Source organism: Polaromonas sp. UC242_47, assembly GCF_044452385.1.
Taxonomy (GTDB): domain Bacteria; phylum Pseudomonadota; class Gammaproteobacteria; order Burkholderiales; family Burkholderiaceae_C; genus Polaromonas.
Genome location: NZ_JBIOAO010000001.1, coordinates 3021478 through 3048250, shown reverse-complemented (window position 1 = coordinate 3048250; position 26773 = coordinate 3021478). Strand labels below are relative to the sequence as shown.

The 26773-nt window shown below is 62.5% G+C and carries 26 protein-coding genes; 9 read left to right on the top strand and 17 right to left on the bottom strand.

The window, feature by feature from the left end:
• Positions 1 to 10: 10 nt before the first annotated feature.
• The 6 genes from dsdC (at position 11) to ACHMXK_RS14775 (ending at position 5141) form a co-directional block, all read left to right on the top strand.
• Positions 11 to 982 carry a DNA-binding transcriptional regulator DsdC gene (gene dsdC, locus ACHMXK_RS14800; protein WP_397441314.1) on the top strand — a complete coding sequence of 324 codons (972 nt, stop codon included), beginning with the start codon at positions 11 to 13 and terminating at the stop codon, positions 980 to 982.
• A 268-nt stretch (positions 983 to 1250) separates the two neighbouring features.
• Positions 1251 to 2687, top strand: a complete 1437-nt coding sequence (locus tag ACHMXK_RS14795) for a coniferyl aldehyde dehydrogenase (protein WP_397441313.1) — start codon at positions 1251 to 1253, stop codon at positions 2685 to 2687.
• Between the two features lie 301 nt (positions 2688 to 2988).
• On the top strand, positions 2989 to 3489 hold the full coding sequence (locus tag ACHMXK_RS14790; protein ID WP_397441312.1) for a hypothetical protein: 501 nt from the start codon (positions 2989 to 2991) through the stop codon (positions 3487 to 3489).
• 34 nt (positions 3490 to 3523) lie between these two features.
• Positions 3524 to 3949, top strand: a complete 426-nt coding sequence (locus ACHMXK_RS14785) for a hypothetical protein (protein ID WP_397441311.1) — start codon at positions 3524 to 3526, stop codon at positions 3947 to 3949.
• 75 nt (positions 3950 to 4024) lie between these two features.
• Positions 4025 to 4687, top strand: coding sequence for an FABP family protein (locus ACHMXK_RS14780; protein WP_397441310.1), 663 nt, complete (start codon positions 4025 to 4027; stop codon positions 4685 to 4687).
• A gap of 193 nt (positions 4688 to 4880) precedes the next feature.
• Entirely contained in the window at positions 4881 to 5141 is a 261-nt protein-coding gene (locus tag ACHMXK_RS14775; protein WP_397441309.1) for a hypothetical protein, read from the top strand.
• Between the two features lie 291 nt (positions 5142 to 5432).
• On the opposite strand, the gene ACHMXK_RS14770 is transcribed toward ACHMXK_RS14775, so the two are convergent.
• A complete protein-coding gene (locus ACHMXK_RS14770) occupies positions 5433 to 6257 on the bottom strand; it encodes an AraC family transcriptional regulator (RefSeq protein WP_397441308.1) in 825 nt (274 codons plus the stop codon).
• Positions 6258 to 6331: 74 nt separating this feature from the next.
• Here ACHMXK_RS14770 and ACHMXK_RS14765 point away from each other — a divergent pair, with 74 nt between their 5' ends.
• Positions 6332 to 7570, top strand: coding sequence for an MFS transporter (locus tag ACHMXK_RS14765; RefSeq protein WP_397441307.1), 1239 nt, complete (start codon positions 6332 to 6334; stop codon positions 7568 to 7570).
• 5 nt (positions 7571 to 7575) lie between these two features.
• On the opposite strand, the gene ACHMXK_RS14760 is transcribed toward ACHMXK_RS14765, so the two are convergent.
• The 11 genes from ACHMXK_RS14760 to ACHMXK_RS14710 all read right to left on the bottom strand — a co-directional run bounded on the left by ACHMXK_RS14760 (position 7576) and on the right by ACHMXK_RS14710 (position 18254).
• Positions 7576 to 8133, bottom strand: coding sequence for a DNA-3-methyladenine glycosylase (locus ACHMXK_RS14760; protein WP_397441306.1), 558 nt, complete (start codon positions 8131 to 8133; stop codon positions 7576 to 7578).
• A 21-nt stretch (positions 8134 to 8154) separates the two neighbouring features.
• The gene (locus ACHMXK_RS14755; protein ID WP_397441305.1) at positions 8155 to 9048 is read right to left on the bottom strand and encodes a DMT family transporter; all 894 of its coding nucleotides are present in this window, start codon (positions 9046 to 9048) and stop codon (positions 8155 to 8157) included.
• Positions 9049 to 9193: 145 nt separating this feature from the next.
• A complete protein-coding gene (locus ACHMXK_RS14750; protein ID WP_397441304.1) occupies positions 9194 to 10285 on the bottom strand; it encodes a DNA glycosylase AlkZ-like family protein in 1092 nt (363 codons plus the stop codon).
• A 48-nt stretch (positions 10286 to 10333) separates the two neighbouring features.
• Complete coding sequence (locus tag ACHMXK_RS14745; RefSeq protein WP_397441303.1) at positions 10334 to 11212, bottom strand: sugar phosphate isomerase/epimerase family protein; 879 nt, start codon at positions 11210 to 11212, stop codon at positions 10334 to 10336.
• 44 nt (positions 11213 to 11256) lie between these two features.
• Positions 11257 to 12144 carry an NAD(P)-dependent oxidoreductase gene (locus ACHMXK_RS14740; protein ID WP_397441302.1) on the bottom strand — a complete coding sequence of 296 codons (888 nt, stop codon included), beginning with the start codon at positions 12142 to 12144 and terminating at the stop codon, positions 11257 to 11259.
• A gap of 4 nt (positions 12145 to 12148) precedes the next feature.
• Complete coding sequence (locus ACHMXK_RS14735) at positions 12149 to 12850, bottom strand: SDR family NAD(P)-dependent oxidoreductase (protein ID WP_397441301.1); 702 nt, start codon at positions 12848 to 12850, stop codon at positions 12149 to 12151.
• Between the two features lie 11 nt (positions 12851 to 12861).
• Entirely contained in the window at positions 12862 to 13827 is a 966-nt protein-coding gene (locus ACHMXK_RS14730; protein ID WP_397441300.1) for a Bug family tripartite tricarboxylate transporter substrate binding protein, read from the bottom strand.
• A gap of 120 nt (positions 13828 to 13947) precedes the next feature.
• Positions 13948 to 15132, bottom strand: a complete 1185-nt coding sequence (locus ACHMXK_RS14725; RefSeq protein WP_397441299.1) for a dihydrodipicolinate synthase family protein — start codon at positions 15130 to 15132, stop codon at positions 13948 to 13950.
• Positions 15133 to 15195: 63 nt separating this feature from the next.
• Positions 15196 to 16359, bottom strand: coding sequence for a Gfo/Idh/MocA family protein (locus ACHMXK_RS14720; RefSeq protein WP_397441298.1), 1164 nt, complete (start codon positions 16357 to 16359; stop codon positions 15196 to 15198).
• 111 nt (positions 16360 to 16470) lie between these two features.
• Positions 16471 to 17454, bottom strand: a complete 984-nt coding sequence (locus ACHMXK_RS14715) for a tripartite tricarboxylate transporter substrate binding protein (protein ID WP_397441296.1) — start codon at positions 17452 to 17454, stop codon at positions 16471 to 16473.
• A gap of 149 nt (positions 17455 to 17603) precedes the next feature.
• Positions 17604 to 18254: a TetR/AcrR family transcriptional regulator gene (locus ACHMXK_RS14710; RefSeq protein WP_397441295.1), complete on the bottom strand. Its 651-nt coding sequence runs from the start codon at positions 18252 to 18254 to the stop codon at positions 17604 to 17606.
• 165 nt (positions 18255 to 18419) lie between these two features.
• On the opposite strand from ACHMXK_RS14710, the gene ACHMXK_RS14705 reads away from it, so the two are divergent.
• Both ACHMXK_RS14705 and ACHMXK_RS14700 read left to right on the top strand, forming a co-directional pair.
• Positions 18420 to 18728: a hypothetical protein gene (locus ACHMXK_RS14705; RefSeq protein ID WP_397441294.1), complete on the top strand. Its 309-nt coding sequence runs from the start codon at positions 18420 to 18422 to the stop codon at positions 18726 to 18728.
• 160 nt (positions 18729 to 18888) lie between these two features.
• The gene (locus ACHMXK_RS14700; protein WP_397441293.1) at positions 18889 to 20601 is read left to right on the top strand and encodes a thiamine pyrophosphate-binding protein; all 1713 of its coding nucleotides are present in this window, start codon (positions 18889 to 18891) and stop codon (positions 20599 to 20601) included.
• A 124-nt stretch (positions 20602 to 20725) separates the two neighbouring features.
• Here the strand turns inward: ACHMXK_RS14700 and ACHMXK_RS14695 are convergent, their stop codons facing one another.
• The 5 genes from ACHMXK_RS14695 to ACHMXK_RS14675 form a co-directional block, all read right to left on the bottom strand.
• Positions 20726 to 22375, bottom strand: coding sequence for an ABC transporter substrate-binding protein (locus ACHMXK_RS14695; protein ID WP_397441292.1), 1650 nt, complete (start codon positions 22373 to 22375; stop codon positions 20726 to 20728).
• Between the two features lie 131 nt (positions 22376 to 22506).
• Entirely contained in the window at positions 22507 to 23502 is a 996-nt protein-coding gene (locus tag ACHMXK_RS14690) for a dipeptide ABC transporter ATP-binding protein (protein WP_397441291.1), read from the bottom strand.
• A complete protein-coding gene (locus tag ACHMXK_RS14685; protein ID WP_397441290.1) occupies positions 23499 to 24530 on the bottom strand; it encodes an ABC transporter ATP-binding protein in 1032 nt (343 codons plus the stop codon). The genes ACHMXK_RS14690 and ACHMXK_RS14685 overlap by 4 nt, the downstream gene beginning before the upstream one ends.
• A 133-nt stretch (positions 24531 to 24663) precedes the next feature.
• On the bottom strand, positions 24664 to 25563 hold the full coding sequence (locus ACHMXK_RS14680) for an ABC transporter permease subunit (protein WP_397441289.1): 900 nt from the start codon (positions 25561 to 25563) through the stop codon (positions 24664 to 24666).
• The gene (locus ACHMXK_RS14675; RefSeq protein WP_397441288.1) at positions 25560 to 26570 is read right to left on the bottom strand and encodes an ABC transporter permease subunit; all 1011 of its coding nucleotides are present in this window, start codon (positions 26568 to 26570) and stop codon (positions 25560 to 25562) included. Before ACHMXK_RS14675 ends, ACHMXK_RS14680 begins: the two co-directional genes overlap by 4 nt.
• Positions 26571 to 26773: the final 203 nt, after the last annotated feature.

Here is a 26773-nt window from a genome sequence, read left to right as displayed (position 1 = left end):
ACCTATTGCCATGCTGAATCTTCCTCCCCGCATCGCCTCGCGGCTCAACAGCAGCCAGTTTTCAAATCTCTACACCTTTCTGGTGGCAGCCCGTCACCTCAGCTTTGCGGGTGCCGCCGACGAACTGTGCCTGACCCCCAGTGCGGTCAGCCACCGCATTGGCCGGCTGGAGCGCGCCCTGTCCATTCGCCTGTTCCAGCGCCTGACGCGCCAGGTTTGCCTGACCGAGGAGGGCGAGCGCATTTTTGGCATCTTGCAGCACGCGGTGGGCGAGTTGTCCGAGGCGCTGCAGCCCAACTCGCAAGCCGAAATTGCCGGCACCATTGCGCTGTACGCACGGCCATCGGTCGCGCAATGCTGGCTGGTGCCCAGGCTGGCGGACTTCGCCGAACGCTACCCCTTGGTCGCGCTGGATATCCGGGTGGGCAATGACAACGCCGACTTTCGCACCCGCAATATCGACCTCGCCCTGTATTACGCCAATGGTGACTTTCCCGGCCTGGTCAGCCACAAGCTGATGGAGGAAAAAATGGCGCCGGTCTGCAGCCCCGAATACGCCCGCCGCCACGGCCTGCTGGATCATCCGGAGCATCTTCGCGATTGCACCCTGCTGCACGATGCGCTGGCCTGGGACAACGCCGCCAGCGATGCCGAATGGATGTTATGGGCCAGACAGCACGGCACGCTGGCGCAGCTGCCCGGGCGCGGCATCACCTTCGACCGCTCCGATCTGTGCGTGGTGGCCGCGATGAACCACGCCGGTATCGCGATAGGCCGCCAGCAACTGGTGCAAAAACGCATAGACCGCGGCGAGCTGATTCTGCCTTTTGGCGGCTTCACCCAGTCGGGCCACTACGATTACTACCTGGTTCACCCGCCGCACGACCCCGTGCCCAGGCGGCTGCAGGTCCTCATGGACTGGCTGCACGAATGTGCTGCCCCCTCATCGCCGGCGAGTAGTGTCGAGCCGTTATTGGTTTGAGCTGGTTTTGCCCGCAGGGCGGCTGTGGCGGCCGCAAGCGCCGTGGATCGACGGTTGAATGTTAAGTTTGAAGGAAAATCGGCCTGTAGCCCATGATTGACGGATGTGGATAGCTCCTGATTTGATAGTGAGCTGAGACGCATCGGGCGCTATCCATGCCCGCCGGTTTCCAGCGTCTGTATGCGGCCTGCGCCTGACCAGGTGACACAGTGCCGGGACGGGCGTTGTGCATCGGCTGCGTGGCGCCCGCCGGCCCTATCATCGCCGGATGACCTCCAGCACCCACAGCCGTCCTGCCGACGCCAGCCTCGCCGCTCTTTTTGAGGTCCAGTACCGCGCCAGCCGCGCCCAGATCGAGGTGCCGCTGGCCTTGCGCCGTGACCGGCTGCTGCGTATGCGGGCCTTGCTAGATAAAAATGGTGCGGCGCTGGCCCAGGCCGTACAGGCCGATTTCGGCGTGCGCTCGCCGCAGCTGACCGAGATTGCTGATCTGTTTGTGTTGCGCACCTTGCTGTCGCACACACTCAAGGCGCTCCCCAAATGGATGAAGCCGGTCAAGGTCAGCACACCGCTGTACCTGCAACCTTCGTATGCTTACCTGCAGCGCCAGCCGCTGGGTGTGGTCGGTGTGGTCTCGCCATGGAATTACCCGGTGCAACTGTCGCTGGGGCCGGTGATCACCGCACTGGCGGCGGGCAACAGTGTGATGCTCAAGCCCAGCGAGCTGACACCAAAAACATCTGCCTTGCTGGCCGAGTTGATTGGCCAAGCCTTTGCCGAGGATGAGATTTGTGTGGTGTTGGGTGATGGCCAGCTTGCCGCAGAATTCTGCAGCCTGCCGTTTGACCATCTGTTTTTTACCGGCTCCACCGCCGTGGGCCGCATTGTGGCCAAGGCGGCTGCGGCCAACTTGACGCCAACCACGCTGGAGCTGGGCGGCAAGTCGCCTTGCATCATTGATGCGTCGTGCGACCTGGACCGGGCCGCCATCAAGATCGCCCATGGCAAGCTGCTCAATGCCGGCCAGACCTGCATCGCGCCCGACTATGTGTTGCTGCCCAGGGGCCGCGAGGCCGCATTCGGCGAGGCCTTTGCAAAAGCGGTCGCCAAACTTTTCCCCACCATTGCCGGCAACCCGGATTACGCCGCCATCATCAGCCCGCGCCACCACGAACGCCTGCAGGCATTGCTGGCGCAGGCCGAAGGTGAGGGCGCACGTTTGCAGGTGCTGAACCCGGGTGCCGCAGCTGGAGCACCCGCCTCAAGGCAAATGGCGCCGGTGCTGGTGTTTGGTGCGGCGGTCGATTCCAAACTGCTGAACGAAGAAATCTTCGGCCCCATCCTGCCCGTGCTGCCTTACGACTCGCTGGACGATGCCATCGCGTACATCAACGCCAGGCCGCGGCCGCTCGCGCTCTACTGGTTTGGCACCGACACCGCATCGCGCGACGCCGTGCTGGCACGCACCGTGAGCGGCGGCGTGACGGTGAACGACACGCTGATGCACATCGCCCACGAAAACCTGCCCTTTGGCGGCGTCGGCGAAAGCGGCTGGGGCAGCTACCACGGCGAAGCCGGCTTCCTGCGCCTGACCCAGCAAAAGCCGGTGCTGGTGTCGTCGAAGTGGGCGCGCGGTGATTTGTTTTATCCGCCGTATGGCAAACGGTTTGACCAGGTGATGGGATTGCTGAAGCGTTGGTTGTAGGACGTAGGCCTGGAATTATTGCTATTCTTTTAATAGCTTGCTGCGCCCGCATATAGGGGCAATGGCTAGAGTGCAGGTGATGAATTCGCTACCTGCTCTGATCAAAAACGCGAATGGATTGCAAGGGTTGTTGAGGGGCTTCATGGAGTTTATAACTGGATGAATTTGCAGAATGTGATCCTAAAACTCAGCATGCAAGCCATTTTCAAGAATATTTAATGTCCAGATTAAGTTGCAGCCACAGTTTTTGCGGCATGCATTACGTTAGCCATTACAAATGAGAAATTCGAAAGTCCGTACTATGAAATCACGACTACTCCACGTCGCCTTGTTCTTGCTGGTAGCCCTCGGCGGCTGCGGTGAAACAGCCGATCCCAAAACGATTTCTGAAATTAGTCACTCAATACTTAACGTTAAGCAAGACGATGAGAGAGGGAAGAAGGTCGTTACCATTTCGATAAAGCAAGGTTCCGTATTTTCTGGTGGCAACACGACCAAGGATGTTCTCGAAGGGCTAATGGCTCATTTTCAAGCAACACAATTTGATGAAGTCAAAATCATCATGGTAGAAACTTTGATGGATAAATACGGGAAAGAATTTCCTGAGCCAATACTGGAACTAACCTATTCCCGCGAGGAACTCGCCAAGGTCAATTTCGAGAATCTTGTTGGTTGGCACATTCTGAATCTCTCGCAGCCTAAGCGCATTGGCAATCTGTCGGTGCATGTATTGCAGCAAGAATGTGCAGAAGAAGGTAATGCCAAGTACGCAGCAGAATTCTGCGAGAAGGCGTTGCGGTAAGGGGCCCCTGAGCTTGGGCGTTGGAGGTCTTACGATGGAAGCAACTACATTTCTCAATATTCTCGGAGCATCGGTGGGCTTCATTTCTGCTGCCTTCTTTGCTCTTGGCTCAGTGACACTTACCGCCAAAGATATTTACAGCACGGTGGTCGTTCGCCACACGATTAACGAGCACTGGTACAAGGCGGTATCAAATCAGCGTGCTGAATATTTGGCCGGTTCAGCGCTCCTGTTCTTGGCCTTCCTGATCCAGCTTATCGCAAACTTGGTTCCGAAAGGTGCCTCATATTCATTTCTCAATTCGCCAGTCTGTGCGTGGTTGTCGTTGGGTTTATTGGTTCTGCTACTACTGATGGCCGCGATCCTATTCCGTCGCCTAGCTGCGGCCTCATGCAGCCGTAAGGTGCGTGACATGTGGGAGCAAAAAATCGCTTCTTACGGGCAAAAAAATGCAAATTAAATTTTGGGCTACGACCTCTAGCCTCTCGTATGTGGACTCCCCCACAAGCGCAAGAAACTGACCTATAGACTAACCATGGAAAACTACCCCAAAGACATCTACACCGAACCCGAGCCGGACGTTGATACGCTGGCCAATCTGGGGCCGCTCACCGGAATGGCAGGCATCTGGACCGGCACGCGCGGTCTTGACGTCAACCCCAAGCCGGATGGCCCTGAAAAGCAGGCTTTCATCGAACATGTGGAGTTGCAGCCCATCGATGCTCAGACCAATGGGCCGCAACTGTTCTACGGCTTGCGCTACCACACGCGGATCGTCAAGCCTGATGATGTCGAGACATTTCACGACCAGGTTGGCTACTGGCTGTGGGAGCCGGCGACGGGCAATGTGCTGCAGACGCTGTCGATACCGCGTGGGCAAACGGCGATGGCTGTCGGTCACGCGGCAGCTGATGCGAAAACGTTTCGCCTCCAGGCGGTGCGGGGATCCCTGACGAATGGGATCGTGTCCAATCCGTTTCTGGAGCACGCATTCAGAACGGAGAGCTACACCATCACGGTCACTATCAACCCTGATGGAAGCTGGTCCTACGAGCAGGACACGGTATTGATCATCCCGGGGCAGGCGGAACCGTTTCACCATACGGATCGCAATACGCTGCGCAAGATTGGCGAGCCTACGCCCAACCCCACGGCACAGGCCGCAGCAAGAAAGCCTGGGATATCCCGAGCGCGATAGGCAAGCCCGACCTGCTGCGGCGGGCTTTGCCAGCCTGTGCAGACATCCGTGGCCTGGCGCCCATAGTTAGGCGTCATGGACTACATTTCTTATTCAGCCAAGAATGTTTCCGGAATTGAGCGTTGCAGAGGAAGAGAATCCACTCTGCTTCTCTTAATGCAAGTATTTGACAGGCCCACTTCCAAGGTTGACCATGCAACACAGATACCACTTTAAACATCTTGACCACCATTACGAGGTCACGGGCGAGTACCGGCAACTCCCTGCCCATCTGGACGGGAAGTTCCTGGTCAAGATGCTCCCGCCCGGCGGGGTCATCCGGCAAGCTGCACCCGCTGTCGCTGGCAGCGATTCGGAAGCTGGCGAAAAGACGTTTGTCGCCAACAATGAACACCACCTGGTGCAGCAACTGGGGCGTGCCTATCCCGGCCTGAGTGGCTTCAAAGGGGTGTGATCAATGGCGTTCCCCATTGATTTCAAAAGCGCGGTTTAGTCGCTCGCTTGAGCCGACGGGTTCCGGCGGCGCGTTTTAGTCACTCATTTCATTCTGCGCCTTGCGCTTTGCGGTTAGCACCGGGCGGATATTTCTGGTCAGTCCAGGACAAGTGTTCGCCGCGTTCGATCTTTTCGAGTTCACGCCCGGTGGGCGCCAGAGTCACGCGATTTCTCCCGGGCGGTGCGTGAGTGGGCTTGAGTTGCTATTTATTTGATAGCTTGTTACGCCCGTGGATTAATGGCTAGAGCCCTATTTTTTGTGAAAATAACTCGGCGATTGCCCCATGGCGGCCTTGAACATGGCTGAAAACGCGCTGTCGCTGGCATAACCGCTGGCGGCGGCCACCTGGCTGACCGGTGTGCCGCGTGCCAGCAGGGGCAGGGCGTGGGCCAGGATGGCTTGCTGGCGCCACTGCTGATAGCTGATGCCCAACTCGTCGCGGAATAAGCGCGCCATGGTGCGTTCGCTGGCGCCTGTGTCGGCGGCCCATTCGGCCAGGGTGGCACGTTCGGATGGCGCGCGCAGCACGGCTTCGCACAAGGCGCGCAGACGTTTGTCGCCTTGCTGGGCATGTGGCAGCGGCACCCCCAGCGGCTGGGTGTCGGCGACTGTGATTTCGTCGAGCAGCAGGGCGCTGAGCAGGGCTTCGCGTGTGGGGCTCAGGCCAGGGCTGTCTAGTGCGTGAACCATTTCACGCAGCAACGGCGACACCACGATCACGCGGCAGCCTTGCCAGCCGGCGGGGGTGGCATCGGCGTGGATGTACAGCGTTCTGAACTCGGCCGCCTCCAGCACGTTGATGGCATGTAAGGCGCCGGGCGCGACCCAGACCGCGCGTGAAGGCGGCACGATGTAGGTCACTTCGTCGGGTGTGGCCGCCGTCACCTGCACGATGCCGCTGGCGCAATAGGCCAGTTGCGCCCAGGCGTGGCGGTGCGGTTCGAAGTGGGTGTCGGCCGGCATGCTGCGCGCCCGCACACGCACAGGCCGCTCGCGGCTGGGCGTGAAGGCGTCTATGCCGTCCACCGAGAGCAAGGGCGGGCGGGCTTTGGCGGGGTCGAGGTGGCGGGGCATGGATTGGCTGGATTTCGCTAAACCCTGTCTTTTTGTCGCATACAGGAATCCTGGGCCGATATTACGATAGCCGCATGAGCATCACAAGCACCGCCCCCACACCTCCTTTCAATGCCGTCTCCCTGCGCCAGGATGCCGGCGTCATCGGCCTGGTCGGCCTGGCCCACCTGATCAGCCACTTCAGCCAGTTGCTGCTGGCGCCGCTGTTCCCCTGGCTCAAGGACGAGTTCAATGTGAGTTACGCGCAGCTGGGCTTTTTGATGACGATTTTTTTCGTCGTGTCATGTGCGGTGCAGGCTTTGTCGGGGTTTGTGGTGGACCGCTTCGGCCCGCGTCCGATCCTGTTGGCCGGTCTGAGTCTGCTGGGTATCGCGGCTTTTGGGTATTCCATCAGCACCAGCTACTGGATGATGGCCGGTTTTGCGGTGCTGGCCGGCATTGGCAACGGCGTGTTTCATCCGGTGGACTACACCCTGATCAACCGCAAGGTCAGCGCGCCGCGCCTGGGCCATGCCTACAGCGTGCACGGCATCACCGGCAGCCTGGGCTGGGCGCTGGCACCGGCACTGGTGGTGACACTGACCTTTGCCTACTCCTGGCGCGTGGCGCTGGCGGCGGCGGGTACGCTGGCCTTTGTGGTGCTGGCCGTGTTGCTGCTGAATCGCGACAAGCTGAGCCTGACGGTGGCGGCCCCGGTCAAGGGTGCACCGGCGGTTGACAGCTCCTTGAGCTTTTTGCGGATTCCCGCGGTGTGGATGTGTTTTGCGTTTTTCTTCTGGTACGCGATTGTGTTGAGTGTGGTGCAGGCCTTTGCGCCTGAGGCCGCGCGCCAGTTGCACGACGTGCCCGTGGCGCTGGTGGCCATGTGCCTGACGATTTACATGGTGTGCAGCGCGGCCGGCATGGTGATGGGCGGCTTTCTGGCCGCGAACCCGGCGCGTTGTGAACGTATTGTGGGCGGCGGCTTCGGCGTGGCGGCCCTGATTGCGCTGGTGCTGGCGCTTGGCAGCTTTTCAGCTTGGGTGGTGCCCGTGCTGTTTGGTTTGATGGGTTTTTCGTCCGGCATTGCCGGGCCCTCGCGCGACTTGCTGGTCAAACGCTCCACACCTGAAAATGCCTCGGGCCGGGTGTATGGCGTGGTGTATGCAGGTCTGGACATCGGCCAGGCCGTGTCACCCTTGATTTTTGGCGTGATGATGGACCACCACATGTACCGCGGTGTTTTGCTGGGCCTGGCGCTGATGCTGGGTGTGCTGATTGCCAGCGCGTTTAATGTGCGGCGTGTGCGGCGCACGCCGCTGGCCATGGCTTGAAATTTCTAGCGAAAAGGCTGGCTTAAAAATACGGAGCCGGCCAGGCCGAAACGCCAGGGCTGGTCCACCGCTTTTGAAATCCCGATACGCGGCCCGCTGATGACGCGGCTGGTGCTGCGAGCCGGCAACAGCTCAAACGGCGGCAGCGTGATCGGCAGACCGCTGTGCGCCAGGGTGATACCCAGCGCCTGACCGACACGTCCCGGCCCGGCACACAATAGTCGCAGTTCTTCCAGCCCGCGCCGCTCGCGCATCCTGTCCAGCCCGGCCAGCGGCTCCAGCGCGCGTATCAACACGCCGGCGCCATGGCCTTCCTCGCGGCAGACCAGGTTCAGGCACCAGTGGATGCCGTAGGAGCGGTAGACATAAGCATGGGCGGGGGGCCCGAACATGGCTGCGTTGCGCGGCGTGCGGCCCGAAAAACTGTGCGAGGCCGGGTCGTCCTGGTCGTAGGCTTCGGTCTCGACAATCCGTCCGCCCACGCCGTCCAGCAGCAAGGTTGCGCCTATCAGGTGGCGCGCCAACTCCGCGGAGGGGCGTAAAAAATCGAGGGCGGTGGGCACGTTAGGTGGTGCCAGGCGGGCTCAGTCTGGCGAGGGTTTGCGTCGCTTTTCATTGTGCAGCACGTACAGGCCCGAACCTATCAACAGGGCGATGCCGCTCCAGGCCAGTGCATTCGGCACGTCGCCCCACACGCTGTAGCCCAGCAGCAGCGCAAACAGCAGCCCGCTGTAACGGAACGGCGCCACCAGCGTCATCTCGCCGTGCCGCATGCTGTTGATGATCAGGTAATAACCGCCGGTCAAAAAGACCGAAGCCAGCGCAAGCAGGGCAAACTCAAACAGGCCAAAAGGCTGCCAGCCCTGAAAGAGGGACAACACGCCGGAGACCACGGTGACGGCCACGGCGGTAGCCAGGGTGATCAGAATCGATGGAATGCCGGCGTGGATGCGGCGTGTCATCAAATCGCGAGCAGCGTGAAACAACGTTCCCAGCAGGCACACCAGCGCGTAATAGTTGAAGCCCTCGGCGCGCGGCTGGATCACCAGCAAGACCCCCAGGAAACCCGCAGCCACGGCCAGCCAGCGCGCGCCGTGCACCCGCTCGCCGAGAAAAAACACGGCAAACACCGTCATGAACAGGGGCGCCGCCAGGTTGATGGCGGTGGCGTTGCCAATCGGCAAATGAAACAGCGAGCCGAGGTAAAGCATGGTGGCAATGGCGTCCACCACGGCGCGGCAGGCGACCCAGCCGCGTGTGGCTTCGGCCAGGCGGGTCGTGGCGCCCAGTGCATGGGCCACCACCAGCACCAGCAGGACAGACATGGCACCGCGCACAAAAATCAGCTGCGCGCTGGGCATGCTTTGGCTGGCAAATTTCACGAGGGCGTCATTGCTGACAAAACAGGCCATGGCGCCGACCATGGAGAGAATGCCGCGGCGGTTCGCGGCGGCTGTGGCAGCAGTGAGCAGGCTCATGGCGCGGCGGCCAGGCCGCAAGTTTTGATTCGTCCGGACCCAGCCATGCGGCTTCCTTGAAAAAAATGAAAGGCCTGTTTATACCGCGCTGCAGTGCCCCGTGTAGCGGATGGACAAGGCGGCAGGAGGGAAGTGTGGCCCTGCATCAGCGCCCGGCCAGGAATTGCGTCATGCCTTGCAACTCGTCATCAAGCGCCGCGCGAAAGGCCGCATCGCGCGGTTTGGCATCGGCATAACCGAAGTTCGCTTGCAGTCCGCCCACCGCGTTCGTCACATTGGCCCAGCCGATCACGCGTTCGTGCCACAACAGGGGCAAGGCGTAGTAGCCGAACTGCCGTTTGGGCGCCGGCGTATAGGCTTCGAACTTGTAGGTCCAGCCCCACAGCAGCGCAAAGCGGCGCCTGTCCCAGACCAGCGGATCAAAGGGTGCGAGCAGACGCACCGCGGTATCGGGCGCATGTTTTCGCGAGGCCGGGTTTTCATCGGCGGGCCAATACCAGGTGCTGCCATCAATGCGGCAGTTCGCCAGCTCTTCACGTGCCAGTTTGAGGGCCGCCTGCGTTTGCGTAGCCAGATGCGGCGCGCCGTAACCCAGCAGGCGTACGAGGTAAGTCAGGCTCGCCGCCGGCAGCGGCGCGTATTTTCGCACCACCAATTCAATCAGCGCCGCGGCACGCTGCGCGCGAGCGGCGGCGCTGTCATCGGCGGGTATATGGGCGACTGTTTCGTAGAGACGTGTGCCGCTCTGACGCAGCGCCACGCGCAGCAGGCCGCGGTAATGCAGGCCATCGAGCAGGCGTGTACTTGCGTTGCTGGAGCCGCCCCAGTAGTTCTTGACGCTGCCGTGCGCAAAGTGTTGCTCCACCTCGCGTGGATGCACCCTGCCGCGCTCGCGGACAAAGGCCAGCACGTCCTCGGCCTGGCGCCGCGTGGCTGCATCCCAGGCGCGTCTGGCTTGCCGCGGATGCATCAGCGCCAGATGTTCGCGCGGCAGAAAGCCGTAGTTGACGAGGCAATCTTCCTCGATCGCCAGCTTGGTGTAGCGGCTTTCCAGATCGCCAGCGCGGTAGTCCTTGACGCGGTGGCGCAAGGTGAGGTCTTGTGCACGCGCCGGCGCGCGTATCGGATCGGCCTGCACGAAGCCCAGCCGCCGGATCGCGCGCAGCAGGGTCGTGGGCGGGAAAAGTGTGCGCGCCACGGCGTAGCGGCGCAGGTCGTCAAGGGTTGGGTCAGCCATGCGGTGAATTTCAGCACATTCGACTGCAATCCGCTGAAGCTGGCCCGGTCAAACTGCGCTGCGGTGCCGTGCTATGCAGACGTCCAGCGTTTCTGCGCCGGGACGTTGCCACCAGTCGAGTGTCGAGAAGATTTCAACCTCGCTGAAGCCGGCAAAACCTGCGTCTTCCACCCAGCCGCGAATTTTCTTGAGCTCCACCACACCATCACCCATCATGCCGCGGTCAGAAAGCAGGTCGCGCGTCGGCGTGAGCCAGTCGCACACGTGGTAGGCCAGCAGCCGCTCCTTGCCTGCGCGGGCGATCTGCTGCTGCAACTTGGGGTCCCACCAGACGTGGTAGATGTCGAGCGCCACGCCCAGCATGCCGCTTTTGCCGACGTCGAGTTCGTCGCAGATGTCGAGGGCATGTTCCAGCGTGTTGATGCAGGCGCGGTCGGCCGCCTGCATGGGGTGCAGCGGTTCTATGGCCAGCGGCATGCCGACTTCACGTGCGTAGTCGAGCGAGGCGGCGATGCCGTCACGCACCTCGTTGCGGGCACGCGCCAGGTCCGTATAGGCCGCCTTGCCTTCCAGTGCGCCCGGCAGGGCGCCGACGACCAGCACCACGCAAGGTGCGTTCAGCGTTTTGGCTTCATCGATGGCCCGGCGGTTGTCGTCCAGCGCGGCTTTCAAACCGGCCGCATCGGCCGCGGGGAAAAAGCCGCCGCGGCAGTAGCCGGAGAGGGCGATGTCGTGGGCCTTCAACTGCTTGGCCACCTTGTCGAGTCCAACCGCCGCCACCTGATCACGCCAGGGGCTGATGGCGCGTATGCCGCGTTCGGCGCACTGGTCGATGATGCGGTCCAGCGGCACCTCGGTGCCTCCTTGCTTGCGCACGGTGGCGGTGTTGATGGACAGCCAGTTGTGGTCTTGGGAAAAGTCACGCATGAGTTTGTTTCAGTGGAGTCAGTGGGAAAAAGTAGGGAAGACGCTCACGGCACGGCCTTGCGCCGGCGCAGCTCACGGATGATGGCGGCGTTGTCGAGCTCGCCGTCGCCGGCATCCACGGCGGCCTGCATCAGCGCGGCGTGGGCCTGCGACAGCGGCAGCGATTGCCCGGACGCGGCGGCCGTGGCCATCATCAGCTTCACGTCCTTGAGGTGCTGGCGGATGCGGGACTGCGGTGCAAAGTCGCCGTCCACCATCATCTGGCCCTTGGCTTGCGCTGCGCCGGAGGTAGCGGGGCTGGACAGCACCAGCGCGAGGAATTGCGCCGGGGCAATGCCCATGTTTTCTGCAAAGACCATGCCCTCGGCCAGCACCGCGCGGTTCAGGCCCAGCACCAGGTTGGTGGCGAGCTTGGCTCTGGCGCCCATGCCGGCGCCGCCCACGTGGATGCGCTTGCCGGCAATAGCGGCCAGCACGGGTTCGCATTCTGTGATCGCCCGGGACGCGCCGCCTAGCAGCAGGGTCGCTTCGCCTGCGGCAATCTGCTGGCTGGAGCCCGAGAGCGGCGCTTCGATGAAATCAATGCCCCGTTCTTGGAGACGGGCGGCCAGGGCCTGGAGCGCATCGGGCGTGCCCGTGGAGCAGTCGATGATGTGGCGCACGCCGGGGACCGACAGCAAGCCGCCTGGCCCTTCCACCACGCTGAGCACATCGTCGGTGTTGAAGACCGCCAGCACCACGCAGGAAGCTGCGGCTGCGACCTCGGTCAAGGTGGCGACGGGGCATCCTCCCTGGCCTGCCAGCGCCGTGCGGGCTTCTTCACGCAGGTCAAAACCCGTGACTGCAAAGCCGGAAGCGATCAGGCGCTGCGCGAGCGCCGTGCCGACCAGGCCGAGGCCGACGATACCGATGGACGTAGCTGGGTGAGACATGTGTTCACGCCGCGAGCGACGCGCCTCCGCAGATCTGGATGTCCTGGCCGGTGATGGCCGCAGCGTCGGCCGACAGCAGGAAAGTGACCAGCGCGGCGATTTCACGGGGCTGGATCAGCCGGCCCAGAGGCGGCAGCTTGGGCGGAACGCTCGTGCGCGCCGGGTCGGCGAGCATGGCCGTCTCGGTGGCCGCCGGAGACACCACATTGACGGTAACCCCAGAAGCCACGGTTTCGGCGGCCCAGCTGCGGGCCAGCGCCACCAGCGCCGCCTTGGTCGCCGCATATTGGCTGCGGCCGGCCATGCCGCGTGCGACGCGGCTGCCGATCAGCACCACGCGGCCCGCGCCTGCCTGCGCCATGGCCGGAACGACCTGGTTGGCGATACGCGTGACGGCGTCTACGTGCAAGCGCCACATCAGCGTCGAATCCTCGCTTGACAGTGTGCCAAGCGGGCCCACACGCAGCACACCGGCGGCATGGATCAGTGCCTGCACAGGGCCGGCCGAGCGCACGGCGTGTTCCGTGGCTGCGGCGTCGCACAGGTCGACTTCGGTGGACGAGAACGCCGGATGCACCAGCCGTGCTGGCGCCAGGTCCAGGCCGACCACATCCCAGCCCTGGTCGAGCAGGCCTTGCGCGATGGCCAGGCCTATGCCCGAACTGCTGCCCGTGACAAGGGCGCGTCTGACGCCCTCAGGGGCCATGGCAGCGTGTTTCATTCGACGCGGATCTTGCCGTCCGTGATGATCTTCTGCGAACGCGCCATGTCGGCACTCTGGAATTTCGCGAAGTCGTCGGGCGTGCCGGGTGTCAGTACCAGGCCTTGCTGGATAAGTTTTTCCCGCATGTCGGTGGCGAGCGCCTTGTTGGTTTCTGCGTTGAGTTTTTGCGTGATCTCGGCCGGCAGTTTGGCCGGCGCCCACAAACCGTACCAGCTGTAGAACTCATAGCCGGGAATCGTCTCGGCCACCGTCGGTACGTCGGGCAGGTTGGGCGCGCGCTTGTCGCCGGTGATGGCCACGACGCGCAGCATGCCGCTCTTGTGGTACTGCAGCGAGCCGAGGATGGGGTCGATGAAGCCGTCGATCTGCCCGCCTATCAGGTCCTGGAAAGCCGGCGCCGTGCCTTTGTAGGGTATGACGGTGTATTCGATGCCGCCGGCGCGTTTGAGCAGTTCGGTGGACAGGTGGCCGGCCGAGCCGATGGAGCCGGTCGCGAAGGTCAGCTTGCCAGGGTTGGCCTTGCCATAGGCAATCAGCGATTTGACGTCGGTGATGGGCAGGTTTTTGTTGATGGCGATGGACAGCGGTGCTTTGGCGACCAGCGCGATCGGTGTGAAATCCTTGACCACGCCGTAGGGCACGGACTTCATGGTCATGGGCGCCGATGTGAAGGTCGAGGCGTTGAACAGCAGGGTGTAGCCGTCAGCGTGAGCCTGGGCCACTGCCGCAGCGCCAATGGTGCCGTTGCCGCCCGGGCGGTTCTCGACCACAAAGGGCTGGCCCAGCTGCTCACCGAGCTTTTGCGCCAGTTGCCGGCCCACGGCGTCCAGCGTGCCGCCGGGCGGGAAGGGAATGATGAGCTTGACCGGTCGGCTCGGGTAAGCCTGCGCCGCAGCGCCGAAAGCCGCGGCTGCGAGGCCGGCGGCCATGCAGGCCTTGAGGAAAATGCGCATCTTCATAACTTGTCTCCTGTTAATTTGCTTATTGAACTGACGTTACTCTGCGGAAAATTCTTCAAGGTGCTTGACCGAAAGGCGTTGCCGGCCGCGACACGCAGTGAGCCGGCAACGGGGAGACCATCACTCGACGCCGTGCAGCGCCAGCAGCGTTTTCATGCGATGCACGGCCAGCTCGGGTTGCTCCAGCAGATTCGCCGCATCGGCCAGGCGGAACAGCTCGGCGAAGTGTTGCAGCGAACGGGTGCTTTGCTGGCCGCCCACCATGGTGAAGTGGCTTTGGTGGCCGTTGAGCCAGGCCATGAAGACCACGCCGGTTTTGTAAAAACGGGTGGGCGCGGCAAAAATGTGGCGCGACAGCGGCACGGTGGGGCCGAGGATGGCGTGGAATTTCTCCACATTGCCCAGCGCCAGCTCCCCCAAAGCGGCACTGGCGGCCGGGGCGATCGCGTCGAAGATGCCGAGCAGGGCGTCGCTCTGGCCGTGCATGGCTTGTTCGCCAAAACCGTCGCCGGCGATCAGCTCGGCGTAGTTGAAATCGTCACCGGTGTACATACGCACGCCGGCAGGCAGGCGGCGGCGCATGGCGATTTCCTTGTCCTTGTCGAGCAGGGAAATCTTGATGCCGTCGACCTTGTCCGGATGGGCGTTGATGATGCCCAGCGCCGTGTCCATGGCTTGTTCAACGTTGTTGCTGCCCCAGTAACCGGCGAGTGCCGGGTCGAACATCTCGCCCAGCCAGTGCAAGACCACGGGTTGTTGGGCCTGGCTCAGGATGCGGTCATACACCCGTTCGTAATCGGCAGGCGATTTGGCGACGCGGGCCAGCGCACGGCTGGCCATGACGATGAGTTTGCCGCCGAGCTTTTCAATCGCGGCCATTTGTTCTTCGTAGCCGGCGATGACTTCATCGACGGTTTTGACGTTGTCCAGCACCAGGTGGTCGGTGCCGCAACCGGACGCGACCAGCGCGCCCGGCAGGTCTTTGGCGGCATCCAGCGAGCGGCGAATCAGCTCCAGCGAGGTCGGCCAGTCCAGGCCCATACCGCGCTGGGCGGTGTCCATGGCTTCGGCCACACCCAGGCCCAGCGACCAGAGGTGGCGGCGATAGCCAATGGTCGCGTCCCAGTCGACAGCGCAATGGACCCAGGGGTCCACCGCGGCCAGCGGGTTGGCCACCACATGGGCGGCCGAGTAGGCGATGCGGTTGAATTTGGTGCCCTTGGCGGGCCGTACCGGTGTGGTGCCGCGCAGCGTGTAAGGCTGCAGGCTGCCCGCGGCAAGGGGCAGGGTGAGTGTCAAGGGCATGAAATCTACCTTTTTATGTATCAAATATGCCTGCAGCCCATATACCACGGGCGCAGGAAGCTATTAAACCTGTAGCGGAGGAACGTCCACCCAGCGGCGCTCTTTCCAGCTCTCGAGTGCGGCTTCGACCAGTTGCACGCCTTTGGCGCCTTCGGGCAGGGTCCACTTGTAGGGCTCGTTTTCGACGACGTGGCGGATGAAGTGTTCCCACTGGATCTTGAAGCCGTTGTCGTAGGTTTGCGAGTCCGGAATCTCCTGCCACTGGTCCATGAAGTTGATGGTCTGCTTTTCGTCGGGGTTCCAGATCGGACGTGGTGTGGACACGCGCGACTGGGCGCGGCAGGAAGACAGGCCGGCGACGGCCGAGCCGTGGGTGCCATCCACGTGGAAGGTGACCAGGTCATCGCGGCGCACGCGGGTGGCCCAGGACATGTTCATCTGCGCAATCACGGGCTCGCCGTTGTGGCCAATCAGTTCAGCGGTGGCATAGGCCGCGTCGTCGGCGGTGGCCTTGTAGGGCTTGCCGGCTTCATCCCAGCGTTCGGGGATGTGGGTCGCGCCAATGCAGGAGACCGACTTGACTTCGCCGAACAGGTTGTCCAGCACGTAGCGCCAGTGGCACATCATGTCCAGGATCATGCCGCCGCCGTCTTCCTTGCGGTAGTTCCACGAGGGGCGCTGGGTGGGCTGCAGGTCGCCTTCAAACACCCAGTAGCCGAATTCCAGGCGCACCGACAGCATGGTGCCGAAGAAACCGGCGCGGCGCAGCATGTCGAGTTTGCGCAGACCGGGCAAAAAGAGTTTGTCCTGCACGGCGCCGTGTTTCAGGCCGGACTTTTCAGCAAGGCGGGCAATCTCGACGGCTTCGTTGAGGTTGGTGGCAATCGGTTTTTCGCAGTAGACATGTTTGCCGGCGCGAATCGCTTTGGCCAGCAGGGTCGGGCGCATCTGTGTGGTGCCGGCGTCGAAGAACACGGTGTCGTCCGGGTTGGCCAACGCCTTGTCGAGGTCGGTGCCCCAGCGTTCGATGTTCCAGGCCTTGGCCAGGGCTTCCATCTTCTCGGCGTTGCGGCCGATCAGGATGGGGTCGGGCATGACCTTGTCGCCGTTGGACAGCGTGACGCCGCCTTGTTTGCGGATCGCGACGATGGAGCGGATCAGATGCTGGTTCATGCCCATGCGTCCGGTGACGCCGTGCATGATGAGTCCTAGTCGTTGGGTGGCCATGAGAGAGGTCCTTGTGAGTGAGTGAAGAATGCGGCGGCCGCGCCTGAGCCAAATGCGTCCAGGCACGGGGCCTGGATCACTCGGCCCGGGCGCTAACCGGGCGGGAAAAAATTACTGGGGGGCGGGGGAGAGACCGGCGGCTTTGACCAGCTTGGCATTGCTGACGATCTCGTCCTTGATGTAGGCATCAAACTGCGCCGGCTTCATGGTCCAGGCGTCGGCGCCCAGCTTGGCAAAACGTTCCTTGACTTCGGGCGAAGCCAGGGCCTTGAGCACTTCGTCGTGCAGGCGGTTGACGATGTCGCGCGGCGTTTTGGCGGGCGCCATCATGCCGATCCAGAAGTTGAACTCGGAGCCGGGCACGCCGGACTCGGCCGTGGTTGGCACGTCGGGCAGGGCGCTGGCGCGTTTGGGCGAACCCACGGCCAAAGCCAGCAACTGGCCTTCCTTGATCTGGCCGATCACCGGGGCGATGGGCGAGAAGTAATAGTCGACACGGCCCGACAACACCTCGGTCACGGCTTCGGCGGAGCCCTTGAATGGGATGTTGGTGGCCTGGATATTGGCCGCCAGCTTGAATTTTTCAGCGTTCAGGTGGGTGGCACTGCCCTGGCCGGCCGAAGCGTAATTCAGCGCGCCGGGTTTGGCCTTGGCGGTGGCCAGCAGGTCTTTCAGCGTCTTGATGTTTTTGGTCGGCGAGATCACCAGCACGTTGGGGGTGGAGGAGATCGGTGTCACGCCGGCAAAGTCGCCCACGGTGTCGAAAGGCAGCTTGGCAAAGGTCGAGGGGCTGACCGTGTGCGAGGAGGAGTGAATCATGATGGTGTAGCCGTCCGGCGCGGCCGTGGCCACGGCCTGCTGGCCGATGGTGCCGCTGGCGCCGCCGCGGTTGTCGATCACCAGCGTCTGGCCCATGCTGGCACCCATCTTGTCGGCGATGGCGCGGGCAATGATGTCGGTGGTGCTGCCGGCGGCAAAAGGCACGACCACGCGGATCGGCTTGCTCGGGTAGGCGGCCTGGGCGCTGGCAAGCAGCGGCGACAGGGCCGCCAGGCAGGTGAGGGAGGCCAAGGCGGCGCGGCGTGTCAAGTTCATGTTGTCTCCTGGAGGGGCAATGAAGGGGCGGCACCTGCTGGTCAAGCGGCCGGCAGGATGATGCAAACCGGAGTTTACGTCTAATTCACCATTGAGTGAATTATGAATTGTAAAAACAAGGCCCTTGCCGCGTCAATTCCCGCTCTGGATCAGTTTCTAAGTACATACCCTAGGATGACATCGCACATGTGCGACAGGCGTTCATGGTGGGCTTTGGGGGTCATCAGGTCACGTCCGAAAATCGCCGACAAGGTGTGGTTGTTGGAGAGGTAAAAGTAGGCCATGCCGGCGATCGAGACATAGAGCTGGATCGGGTCTATGCCGCCGCGAAACAGGCCTTCGCTGCGCCCGCGTTCGAGAATTTCCGCCAGCGTCTGGATCAACGGCGAGTTCATGTCGCGCACCCGGCCGGACATCGCCAGGTGCCGGCCCTGGTGCAGGTTTTCACTGTTGAGCAGCGTCAAAAACTCGGGGTGGGCCAGGTAATATTCCCAGGTGAACTGGGTCAGCCGCTGGATCGCCTGGGCCGGCGGCATGTCGCGCAGGTGCAACTGGGTTTCGGCCTCGCGGATGTCGGCGTAGGCGTTCTCCAGCACGGCCAGAAATAACTCGTCCTTGCTGGTGAAGTAGTAATAAATCAGGCGCTTGTTGACGTCGGCGCGTTCGGCGATCCGGTCCACACGTGCACCGCCCAGGCCGTGTTGTGCAAATTCATCTCGGGCGGCCAGCAGGATCGCGAGTTGGGAGCGGTCGGCATCGCGTGAGCGAGGCTCTGTGGGTTTGGCTTTGGCGCTTGGCATGGGCTTAATTTAACTGTTTGGTGAATTAATGCAAGATCAGCATCGACAGGTCGCGCGAGGCGGCATGCCCGATCGCGGCATTGGATGACAGCGACTGTAACAAGCCCGTGCCATCATGAAGCAGGCATCGGCCACCCGCGTTGTTGCCATTTCAAGGAGACGGCCATGCATGATTCGACCACGCCCAAAGACGGAGACTTCGCGACTTGGGTGGACGAAAAGGCCGAGGCGCTCAAGTTTGAGCTCGGCGAAAAATTTCCGGTGCCGCCAACCGAGCTGCATTCTCCTTCGGTGCATGTGGAGACAGGCAGGCAAAAGCTCGAGGAAGTGTTGCTTGAGCATGAGCAGCCGACGCCCGAGTTTCTGGAGGAGCTTGATGCTCTGCAAAACGCGCCGCCGCTGAGCGACGAAGAACTGGCCAAACAGGCGCTGGCCGCCGGCGGAGACGACGGCGACAACAAGACCCCCGAGTAAAAGAGCCCCCACGGTCGCTCACTTCGTGTAGCTCCCTGCCCCCCGAGGGGGCCGCTACGCCTGCGGGCTGGCAAAGCCAGTCCCGCGGCCCCTGCTGGTGTGGAAAGACCATCCATGTCGGGCGCTGCGTCTGTCCCTGTTCCCGCGGCACAATATCAAGATGACTCAACAACTTGCCGGCCATCTTCTTGTTCAATGCCTTGTGGCCCAGGGCGTCACCCATGTCTTCGGTGTTCCGGGGGAGAGCTACCTGGCGGTGCTCGACGGCTTTCATGCCTACCACGACAAAATCAGTTTTATCACCAACCGGCAAGAAGGCGGCGCCGCCTTCATGGCCGAAGCGCATGGCAAGCTGACCGGTCGGCCCGGCATCTGTTTTGTGACACGCGGGCCGGGCGCCACCAATGCCTCCATCGGCGTGCACACCGCTTTTCAGGATTCCACGCCCATGATTCTGTTTGTCGGCGACGTGGCCAGCGACACGCGCGACCGCGAGGCTTTCCAGGAGGTGGACTACAGCAGCTTCTTCGGTCCCAGTACCAAAGGCATGGCCAAACGGGTGGAGCGTATCGACGATGCGCGGCGTATTCCCGAATACGTGGCCCGGGCTTTTGCCACGGCCATGAACGGCCGACCCGGCCCGGTGGTGCTGGTGCTGCCGGAAGACATGTTGACGCAAATGGTGGACATCGCGCCGTTGCCGCGTGTGGAGGCGGTGCAAGCCTGGAGCGACCCCGGCTCGCTGCGCCAGTTGCGCGAGATGTTGCTGCAATCACAGCGCCCGCTGGTGATTGCCGGCGGCGGCGGCTGGACGCCGCAGGCAGCGCAGGCCTTGCAGCGTTTTGCCGAAAACTGGTCGCTGCCGGTGGGCAATGCCTTCCGCTTCCAGGACACTTTTGACAACCACCACCCGCTGTACGCCGGCGACGTGGGCATAGGCCTGAACCCCAAGCTGGCCGCGCGTATCAAGCAGGCCGACCTGATTCTGGCCATCGGTCCGCGCCTGGGCGAAATGACGACCGGCGGCTACACCTTGATAGAAGCGCCGCGTCCCCGGCAAAAGCTGGTGCACATCCACGCCAGCGCCGAAGAACTCAACCGCGTCTTCCAGGCCGATTTGGCGATCAACGCCACCATGAACGCGGCGGCGCGTTCGCTGGAGGTCTTGACGGCACCGGTGTCCGTGGCCTGGGAGGCATGGACGGCCTCCGCCAACCAGGACTACCTGGCCAATCTGGACCCGGCCAATGCCGGTGTGGTGCTGCCGGGCAACATCGACATGCCGGCCATCGTCGCCAGCTTGCAAAAGTTGTTGCCGGTCGATGCCGTGTTGACCAATGGCGCCGGCAACTTTGCAAGCTGGGTGCACCGCTTTTTCAAACACCACGGCCTGGTCAAGGGCTTGAAGACCCAGCTGGCACCCACCGTGGGCGCCATGGGTTATGGCGTGCCGGCCGGGATTGCCGCCGCCATCACCACCGGCCGGACGGCGTTCACGATTGCCGGCGACGGCGACTTTTTGATGAACAGCCAGGAACTGGCCACCGCCGTGCAACATGGCGCAAAAAGCATCATCCTGCTGCTCAACAACGGCATGTACGGCACCATCCGTATGCACCAGGAGCGCGAATACCCGCGTCATGTCAGCGGCTCGAATCTGCAGAATCCGGACTTCTGCGCGCTGGCGCGGGCTTATGGCTACACCGCCACACGTATCACACGCACCGAGGAGTTTGAAGCGGTCATGCGCCAGGCGCTGAAGGGCAAGGAAGGGGCGCTGATCGAGATCATGCTGGACCCGGAGGTCATCAGCACACGCGGCACTTTGTCGGCCATCACGCAGACGGCGTTGAATCGGTCGCTATCAAGTTGATAGCTGCTTGCGCCCGTAGGGTCTGGGCTAGAGGCATTATTTCCTTAAGAAAATGACAAAAGGCCGGTTCTGCCGGCCTTTTGTCATAAACCGGGCCATCCCATGACCCGGAGTTCAAAAACGCTTATTCCTTGATGTCCACGCCGTAGAAGTTGTGGCGGCCAAAGGGGCTGTTTTTGTAGTCGATCACGTTTTTGCGCACCGGCTTGAGCTGCACCGCGTGGGCAATCGTGAACCAGGGCGCCTGTTCCTTGAAGATGACTTGCGCCTGCTGATACAGCTTGGTGCGTTCGGCCTGGCTGGTGACGGTTTTGGCTTTGAGCACCAGGTCTTCATAAGGCTGGTAGCAGAACTTGGCAACGTTGCTGCCGCTGGCCGACTGCGCCGAGGCGCAACCCAGCAGGGTGTACATGAAGTTGTCCGGGTCGCCGTTGTCGCCGGTCCAGCCCAGCATGCCCATCTGGTGTTCACCGGCCTGCAGGCGTTTGCGGTACTCGCCCCATTCAAAACTCTTGATCTCGGCCTTGACGCCGACCTTGACCAGGTCGGCCTGCATCAGCTCGGCAATCCGTTTGGCGTTCGGGTTGTAGGGGCGTTGCACCGGCATGGCCCACAGGTCGGTGCTGAAGCCGTTGGGGTAACCGGCCTCGGCCAGCAGCTTCTTGGCGGCCTCGGGGTTGTAGGCGTCGTCCTTGACCGCGTCGTTGTACGACCACATGGTCGGCGGGATCGGGTTTTTGGCGGCGATGCCGGTGCCCAGGTAAACGCCGTCCACGATGGCTTTTTTGTTGATGGCCATGTTGATGGCCTTGCGCACACGCACGTCGTCAAACGGTTTTTTGGTCGTGTTGTAGGCCAGGTAACCGACGTTCAGGCCGGGCTGCTCCAGCACCTGGATGTTGGGGTCCTTGCGGATGGCCTCGAGGTCGGCCGGGTTCGGGTATGGCATGACATGGCACTCGCCTTTTTGCAACTTGGCCCAGCGCACCGAGGCATCCGTCGTGATCGAATACACGAGATCGTCGATCTTGGCCTTGCCGGCCCAGTATTGCGGGAAGGCCTTGTAACGAATGACGGCGTCTTTCTGGTACTGCACCAGGTAGAAGGGGCCGGTGCCGACCGGGTCCTGGTCGATTTTTTCCGGCGTGCCGGCTTTCAGCATGGCGTCGGCGTATTCCTTGGACTGGACCGCCGCATACGGCATGGCCAGGTTGGCCAGGAAAGGCGCCTCTGGTTTTTCCAGGGTGATCTTGACGGTGTAGTCGTTGACTTTTTCCACCGCCTTGAGCAGCTTGGGCATGCCCATGTCGCTGAAGTAGGAGTGGTTGGGGCTGGTCACCTTGAAGAAAGGGTTGTCTTCCTTCCACTGGCGCTCGAACATGAACAACACATCGTCGGCATTGAAGTCGCGTGTGGGTTTGAAGCTTTTGCTGCTGCCATGCCATTTCACGCCCTTGCGCAGATGGAAGGTGTATTCCTTGCCATCGGCGGAAATGTCCCACTTCTCGGCCAGGCCCGGCATCACCTTGGTGCCGCCGCGCTCGAACTCGACGATGCGGTTGTAAATCGGCTCGTTGGCATCAAAGGATGTGCCCGTGGTGTTGACGCCGGGGTAGAAGTTTTCCGGGCTGCCTTCCGAGCAGAACACCAGTGTTTTGGCCGCCACGGGGGACAGCGCCAGCAGCGCGGGCAAGGCCAGGGTGCAGAACAAGGCACGTTGGAGCGGGCGCAGTTTTCCTTGGCCGAGGCTGGCAGTGGGTTGGGTCTGACTCATTTGACGAACTCCCTTTGGCGGTTGAATGCTGCAAAGCAGCGGGCTGGCGGCCAGTGGCTGCACCGATGTGCGGCGCGGGTCACGACCATGAAAAGCGTGGCGTATCCATGCTGGGTCAGCACGGCGACAGCTCACGCAACGAGGAACTTTTCCGCATGATGGCAAGCTACCTGCCGCTTGGCAAGTTCGCGCAGTTCCGGCCTTTCGGCGCGGCAACGGTCGGTCACATGCGGGCAGCGGGTGGAGAAAATGCAGCCGGTAGGCGGGCTGAGCGGTGAAGGCAATTCGCCCTTGAGCACAATGCGCTGCCGCACGGCGCTGCTGCCGGCCAGGCCCGGTGTGGACGCCAGCAAGGCTTGGGTATAGGGGTGCAGGGGTTTTTCAAACAGGGTGGTTTTGTCGCCGTGCTCCACCGTGTGGCCCAGGTACATCACCAGCACGTCATGGGCGATGTGGCCCACCACACCCAGGTCGTGCGAGATGAACAAATAGGCCAGGCCCAGTGTCTGCTGCAGGTCGGCCAGCAGATTCAGCACCTGGGCCTGGATAGACACATCCAGCGCCGACACCGGTTCGTCGGCCACTACCAGGGCGGGGCGCAACATCAGGGCTCGCGCGATGGCGATACGCTGGCGCTGTCCGCCTGAAAACATGTGGGGATAACGGTCGTAGTGTTCGGGCCGCAGGCCCACCCGGGCGAGCATGGCGCGGGCCTGGGCGGCCCGTTCGGCCGCCGGCAAACGGGTGTTGATCTCCAGCGGTGCTTCCAGAATGGCGCCTATCTTTTTGCGCGGATTGAGCGAACCAAAGGGGTTTTGAAACACCAGTTGCACGGCCTGGCGCAGGCCTTTGCGCTCTTGCTGCGGCGCATGGATGGCATCCACACCCTGGATGAACAACTGGCCGGCGCTGGGCGTTTCAATCAGGGCCACCATGCGGGCCAGGGTGGACTTGCCGCAGCCGGATTCGCCCACCACCGCCAGGGTCTTGCCTGCCTGGAGTTCAAAAGACACACCCCCCACGGCCTGCAGGTGGTCGGGTGCGCGAAAAAAACCGCGGCGTATCTCGTAGACCCGCTGGAGATTGCGGGCCTGGACCACAGGCGGCGCGACGGGGGCGGTGCTCATGCTTCGGCCCTGGCCAGCGGCGTATCGCGCAAGATGGCGGCTTCGCGGCCGGGGTCGCCCAGCGGGTAGTGGCAGCGCACCTTGCCGCCCACGGGTGTGCCGGCTTCCCAGGCGCGCAGCAGCGGGCGTTCCTTGCATGTGTGTTCGGTGGCGTAGGCGCAGCGCGGCGCAAACAGGCAGCCGGCCGGCCGGTCATAGAGACCGGGCACCATGCCGGGAATGGTCGCCAGGCGGCTGCTGCCGTCGCTGCGTTCGGGCAGGGCGGCCAGCAGCGCTTCGGTGTAGGGATGCTGCGGCCTGTTGAACAGCGCGTGGGCGTTTTGTTCTTCCATGATCTGGCCGGCATACATCACGGCCACACGTTGCGCCATCTCGGACACCACGCCCATGTTGTGGGTGATCAGCACCAGCGCCATGCCGCGTTCTTTCTGCAGGCTGCGCAGCAGGTCCAGGATTTGCGCCTGGATGGTCACGTCGAGCGCGGTGGTGGGTTCGTCGGCAATCAGCAGGCGCGGGTTGCAGGCAATCGCCATGGCAATCATCACGCGCTGGTTCATGCCGCCCGACAACTGGTGCGGGTAGGCCTTGAGTCGGCTTTCCGGCGCGGGAATACCGACCTGCTCCAGCAGCGTGATGGCCTGGCGTGTGGCGGCCTTCTGATCCAGCTTCAAATGCAGGCGCAAAGTTTCGGTGATCTGGAAACCGATGGTGAAGCAGGGGTTCAGGCTGGTGGTGGGGTCCTGGAAAATCATGGCCACGTCTTTGCCTATGAGCTTGTTGCGCTCGCGCTCGGACAAGGCCGGCAAATCGTGGCCGGCAAAACGCAGCTTGTCGGCGCTCACCCGGCCGGGGTAAGCGACCAGGCCCATCAGCGCCATCATGGTGACACTTTTGCCGGAACCCGACTCCCCCACAATGCCCAGCACCTCGCCTTCCTCGAGCGACAGGCTGACACCGTCCACCGCCTGCAACACACCGTTGTGCGACGGAAACTCGACGGACAGGTTTTCTATTTCTAACAGGGCCATAGTTAGTCACTCCCCCTTCTCGGCTCACTTCGTGTAGCCGGATCCCCCCTCCGGGGGCAACAGCTGCGGCCCGGCGAAGCCGGTTCCGCGCTGTTACTTGCGAAGAGATTCATGGGGCGTGGGTGGATCTTGTTCATCGTTTGAGTTTGGGATCGAACGCGTCACGCAATCCGTCGCCCAGCAAATTGAAGGCCAGGACCGTGATCAGGATCGCCAGGCCGGGAAAGGTGACCACCCACCAGGCGCGCAGCACAAACTCCCGCGCATCGGCTAGCATGGTGCCCCATTCCGGCGCGGGTGGCTGGGCGCCCAGGCCCAGAAAGCCCAGTGCCGCGGCGTCCAGGATGGCGGTGGACACACCCAGCGAGGCCTGCACGATCAGCGGCGCCGCGCAGTTGGGCAGGATTTCGCTGAACATCAGCCGCAAACGACTCGCGCCGCACATGCGGGCGGCCGTCACGTAGTCGCGCGAGGTCTCCGCGATCACGGCGGCGCGGGTGATACGCACATAGTGGGGTAACACCACGATGGCGACCGCCAGCATGGCATTCATCAGGCCGGGACCCAGGATGGCGACGATGACTATGGCCAGCAGCAAGCTGGGCAGGGTCAGGATGATGTCCATCAGGCGCATCACGGCAATCTCGAAGATGCCGCGGAAAAACCCCGAGAGCAGCCCCAGCACGGTGCCCACGACGACCGACAGCGCGACCACGGCCAGGCCAATCACCAGGGACAAACGGGCGCCATACATCAGGCGTGACAGGATGTCGCGGCCTATGGCGTCGGTGCCCAGCGGGTAGGCCCAGGAGCCGCCAGCCTGCCAGGCCGGCGGCTGCAGAAATACCGCGCTGTTGGTGATGTTGGGTGGATGCGGCGCCAGCACCGGCGCAAACAGCGCAATCAACAACACCGCCAGCACAATCACCAAGCCCACCACCGCGCCGTGGTTGGCGCTGAAATAACGCCAGAATTCGCGTATCGGATGGGCAGGAGCCAAAGGGGCGGCGGTGCGCAGTGTGGCCGTGTTCATCGCTGGTGCCTGATCCGTGGATTGATGATGCCGTAGGTGATGTCCACCAGCAGGTTGACCGCCATCACGATCATGCCCAGCAGCAAAATGCCGCCCTGCAGCACCGGGTAGTCGCGGCGGCTGATGGCTTCAATCAGCCATTTACCGACACCGGGCCAGGAAAAAATCGTCTCGGTCAGGATGGCGCCCGTGAACAACACACCGACCTGCAGGCCAATCACGGTGACCACCGGGATCAAGGCATTGCGCAGCGCGTGCAGGGCCACGACACGAAAGTTGGACAAACCTTTGGCGCGCGCCGTGCGGATGTAGTCCTCGCCCAGCACCTCCAGCATGGCCGAACGTGTCATGCGTGCGATCACCGCCAGCGAATTGGTGCCCAGCACCACCATGGGCAGGATCAGGTGGGAGACGGCCGACCAGAAGGCACCCTTGTCGTCCGAAAGCAGGGAATCGATCAACAAAAAGCCGGTCGTGGGTTCGATGAAATATTGCACCGACAGCCGGCCCGACACCGGCGTCCAGCCCAGTTGCACGGAAAACAGCAGGATCAGCAGCAGGCCCCACCAGAAGATGGGCATGGAATAACCGGTCAGCGAGACCCCCATGACGCCGTGGTCCAGGATGGAGTTGCGTTTGACCGCCGCCAGAATGCCGGCAGGAATACCGACCAGCAAGGCAAACAGGATGGCGCACAGCGCCAGTTCGATGGTGGCCGGGAACAGTGTCAAAAATTCACGGAGCACCGGCTCTTGCGTGATGATGGATTTGCCCAGGTCGCCGTGGAGTACACGACCGATGTAAATGCCGTATTGCACCAGCACCGGGCGGTCCAGTCCGTACGCCTTGAGCAACTGCGCGTGGCGCGCGGGGTCTATGCCGCGCTCGCCGGCCATGGTTTCTATGGGGTCGCCCGGCACCATGCGAATCAAAAAGAAGGCCAGCAAGGTCATGCCCAGGAAGGTGGGAATGATCAGGCTGAGGCGGGTCAGGATAAAACGCAGCATGGTGGCTAGACGTCAAACAGCTCGTTCAGCTCAACCTGGAGCTAGCTGCACTGCGTGGATGGGGGGAGGGCTTCAACATAGCCCTCCATTATTCGCAGTGCGGCGCGTAATGTGCTCCCCAGTAACCCCTAGGGTAGAACCCGCCTGCCGGCGATGGCCTTTTAGCCTCGCGGGGTATTCATCAGGCATAAAAAAAAGGCCGG

Excerpts from the sequence above, each read along its gene's own strand:
- dsdC (WP_397441314.1), top strand. The coding sequence starts at position 11 with ATGCTGAATCTTCCTCCCCGCATCGCCTCGCGGCTCAACAGCAGCCAG.
- ACHMXK_RS14795 (WP_397441313.1), top strand. The coding sequence starts at position 1,251 with ATGACCTCCAGCACCCACAGCCGTCCTGCCGACGCCAGCCTCGCCGCT.
- ACHMXK_RS14790 (WP_397441312.1), top strand. The coding sequence starts at position 2,989 with ATGAAATCACGACTACTCCACGTCGCCTTGTTCTTGCTGGTAGCCCTC.
- ACHMXK_RS14785 (WP_397441311.1), top strand. The coding sequence starts at position 3,524 with ATGGAAGCAACTACATTTCTCAATATTCTCGGAGCATCGGTGGGCTTC.
- ACHMXK_RS14780 (WP_397441310.1), top strand. The coding sequence starts at position 4,025 with ATGGAAAACTACCCCAAAGACATCTACACCGAACCCGAGCCGGACGTT.
- ACHMXK_RS14775 (WP_397441309.1), top strand. The coding sequence starts at position 4,881 with ATGCAACACAGATACCACTTTAAACATCTTGACCACCATTACGAGGTC.
- ACHMXK_RS14770 (WP_397441308.1), bottom strand. The coding sequence starts at position 6,257 with ATGCCCCGCCACCTCGACCCCGCCAAAGCCCGCCCGCCCTTGCTCTCG.
- ACHMXK_RS14765 (WP_397441307.1), top strand. The coding sequence starts at position 6,332 with ATGAGCATCACAAGCACCGCCCCCACACCTCCTTTCAATGCCGTCTCC.
- ACHMXK_RS14755 (WP_397441305.1), bottom strand. The coding sequence starts at position 9,048 with ATGAGCCTGCTCACTGCTGCCACAGCCGCCGCGAACCGCCGCGGCATT.
- ACHMXK_RS14750 (WP_397441304.1), bottom strand. The coding sequence starts at position 10,285 with ATGGCTGACCCAACCCTTGACGACCTGCGCCGCTACGCCGTGGCGCGC.
- ACHMXK_RS14745 (WP_397441303.1), bottom strand. The coding sequence starts at position 11,212 with ATGCGTGACTTTTCCCAAGACCACAACTGGCTGTCCATCAACACCGCC.
- ACHMXK_RS14740 (WP_397441302.1), bottom strand. The coding sequence starts at position 12,144 with ATGTCTCACCCAGCTACGTCCATCGGTATCGTCGGCCTCGGCCTGGTC.
- ACHMXK_RS14735 (WP_397441301.1), bottom strand. The coding sequence starts at position 12,850 with ATGGCCCCTGAGGGCGTCAGACGCGCCCTTGTCACGGGCAGCAGTTCG.
- ACHMXK_RS14730 (WP_397441300.1), bottom strand. The coding sequence starts at position 13,827 with ATGAAGATGCGCATTTTCCTCAAGGCCTGCATGGCCGCCGGCCTCGCA.
- ACHMXK_RS14725 (WP_397441299.1), bottom strand. The coding sequence starts at position 15,132 with ATGCCCTTGACACTCACCCTGCCCCTTGCCGCGGGCAGCCTGCAGCCT.
- ACHMXK_RS14720 (WP_397441298.1), bottom strand. The coding sequence starts at position 16,359 with ATGGCCACCCAACGACTAGGACTCATCATGCACGGCGTCACCGGACGC.
- ACHMXK_RS14715 (WP_397441296.1), bottom strand. The coding sequence starts at position 17,454 with ATGAACTTGACACGCCGCGCCGCCTTGGCCTCCCTCACCTGCCTGGCG.
- ACHMXK_RS14710 (WP_397441295.1), bottom strand. The coding sequence starts at position 18,254 with ATGCCAAGCGCCAAAGCCAAACCCACAGAGCCTCGCTCACGCGATGCC.
- ACHMXK_RS14705 (WP_397441294.1), top strand. The coding sequence starts at position 18,420 with ATGCATGATTCGACCACGCCCAAAGACGGAGACTTCGCGACTTGGGTG.
- ACHMXK_RS14700 (WP_397441293.1), top strand. The coding sequence starts at position 18,889 with ATGACTCAACAACTTGCCGGCCATCTTCTTGTTCAATGCCTTGTGGCC.
- ACHMXK_RS14695 (WP_397441292.1), bottom strand. The coding sequence starts at position 22,375 with ATGAGTCAGACCCAACCCACTGCCAGCCTCGGCCAAGGAAAACTGCGC.
- ACHMXK_RS14690 (WP_397441291.1), bottom strand. The coding sequence starts at position 23,502 with ATGAGCACCGCCCCCGTCGCGCCGCCTGTGGTCCAGGCCCGCAATCTC.
- ACHMXK_RS14685 (WP_397441290.1), bottom strand. The coding sequence starts at position 24,530 with ATGGCCCTGTTAGAAATAGAAAACCTGTCCGTCGAGTTTCCGTCGCAC.
- ACHMXK_RS14680 (WP_397441289.1), bottom strand. The coding sequence starts at position 25,563 with ATGAACACGGCCACACTGCGCACCGCCGCCCCTTTGGCTCCTGCCCAT.
- ACHMXK_RS14675 (WP_397441288.1), bottom strand. The coding sequence starts at position 26,570 with ATGCTGCGTTTTATCCTGACCCGCCTCAGCCTGATCATTCCCACCTTC.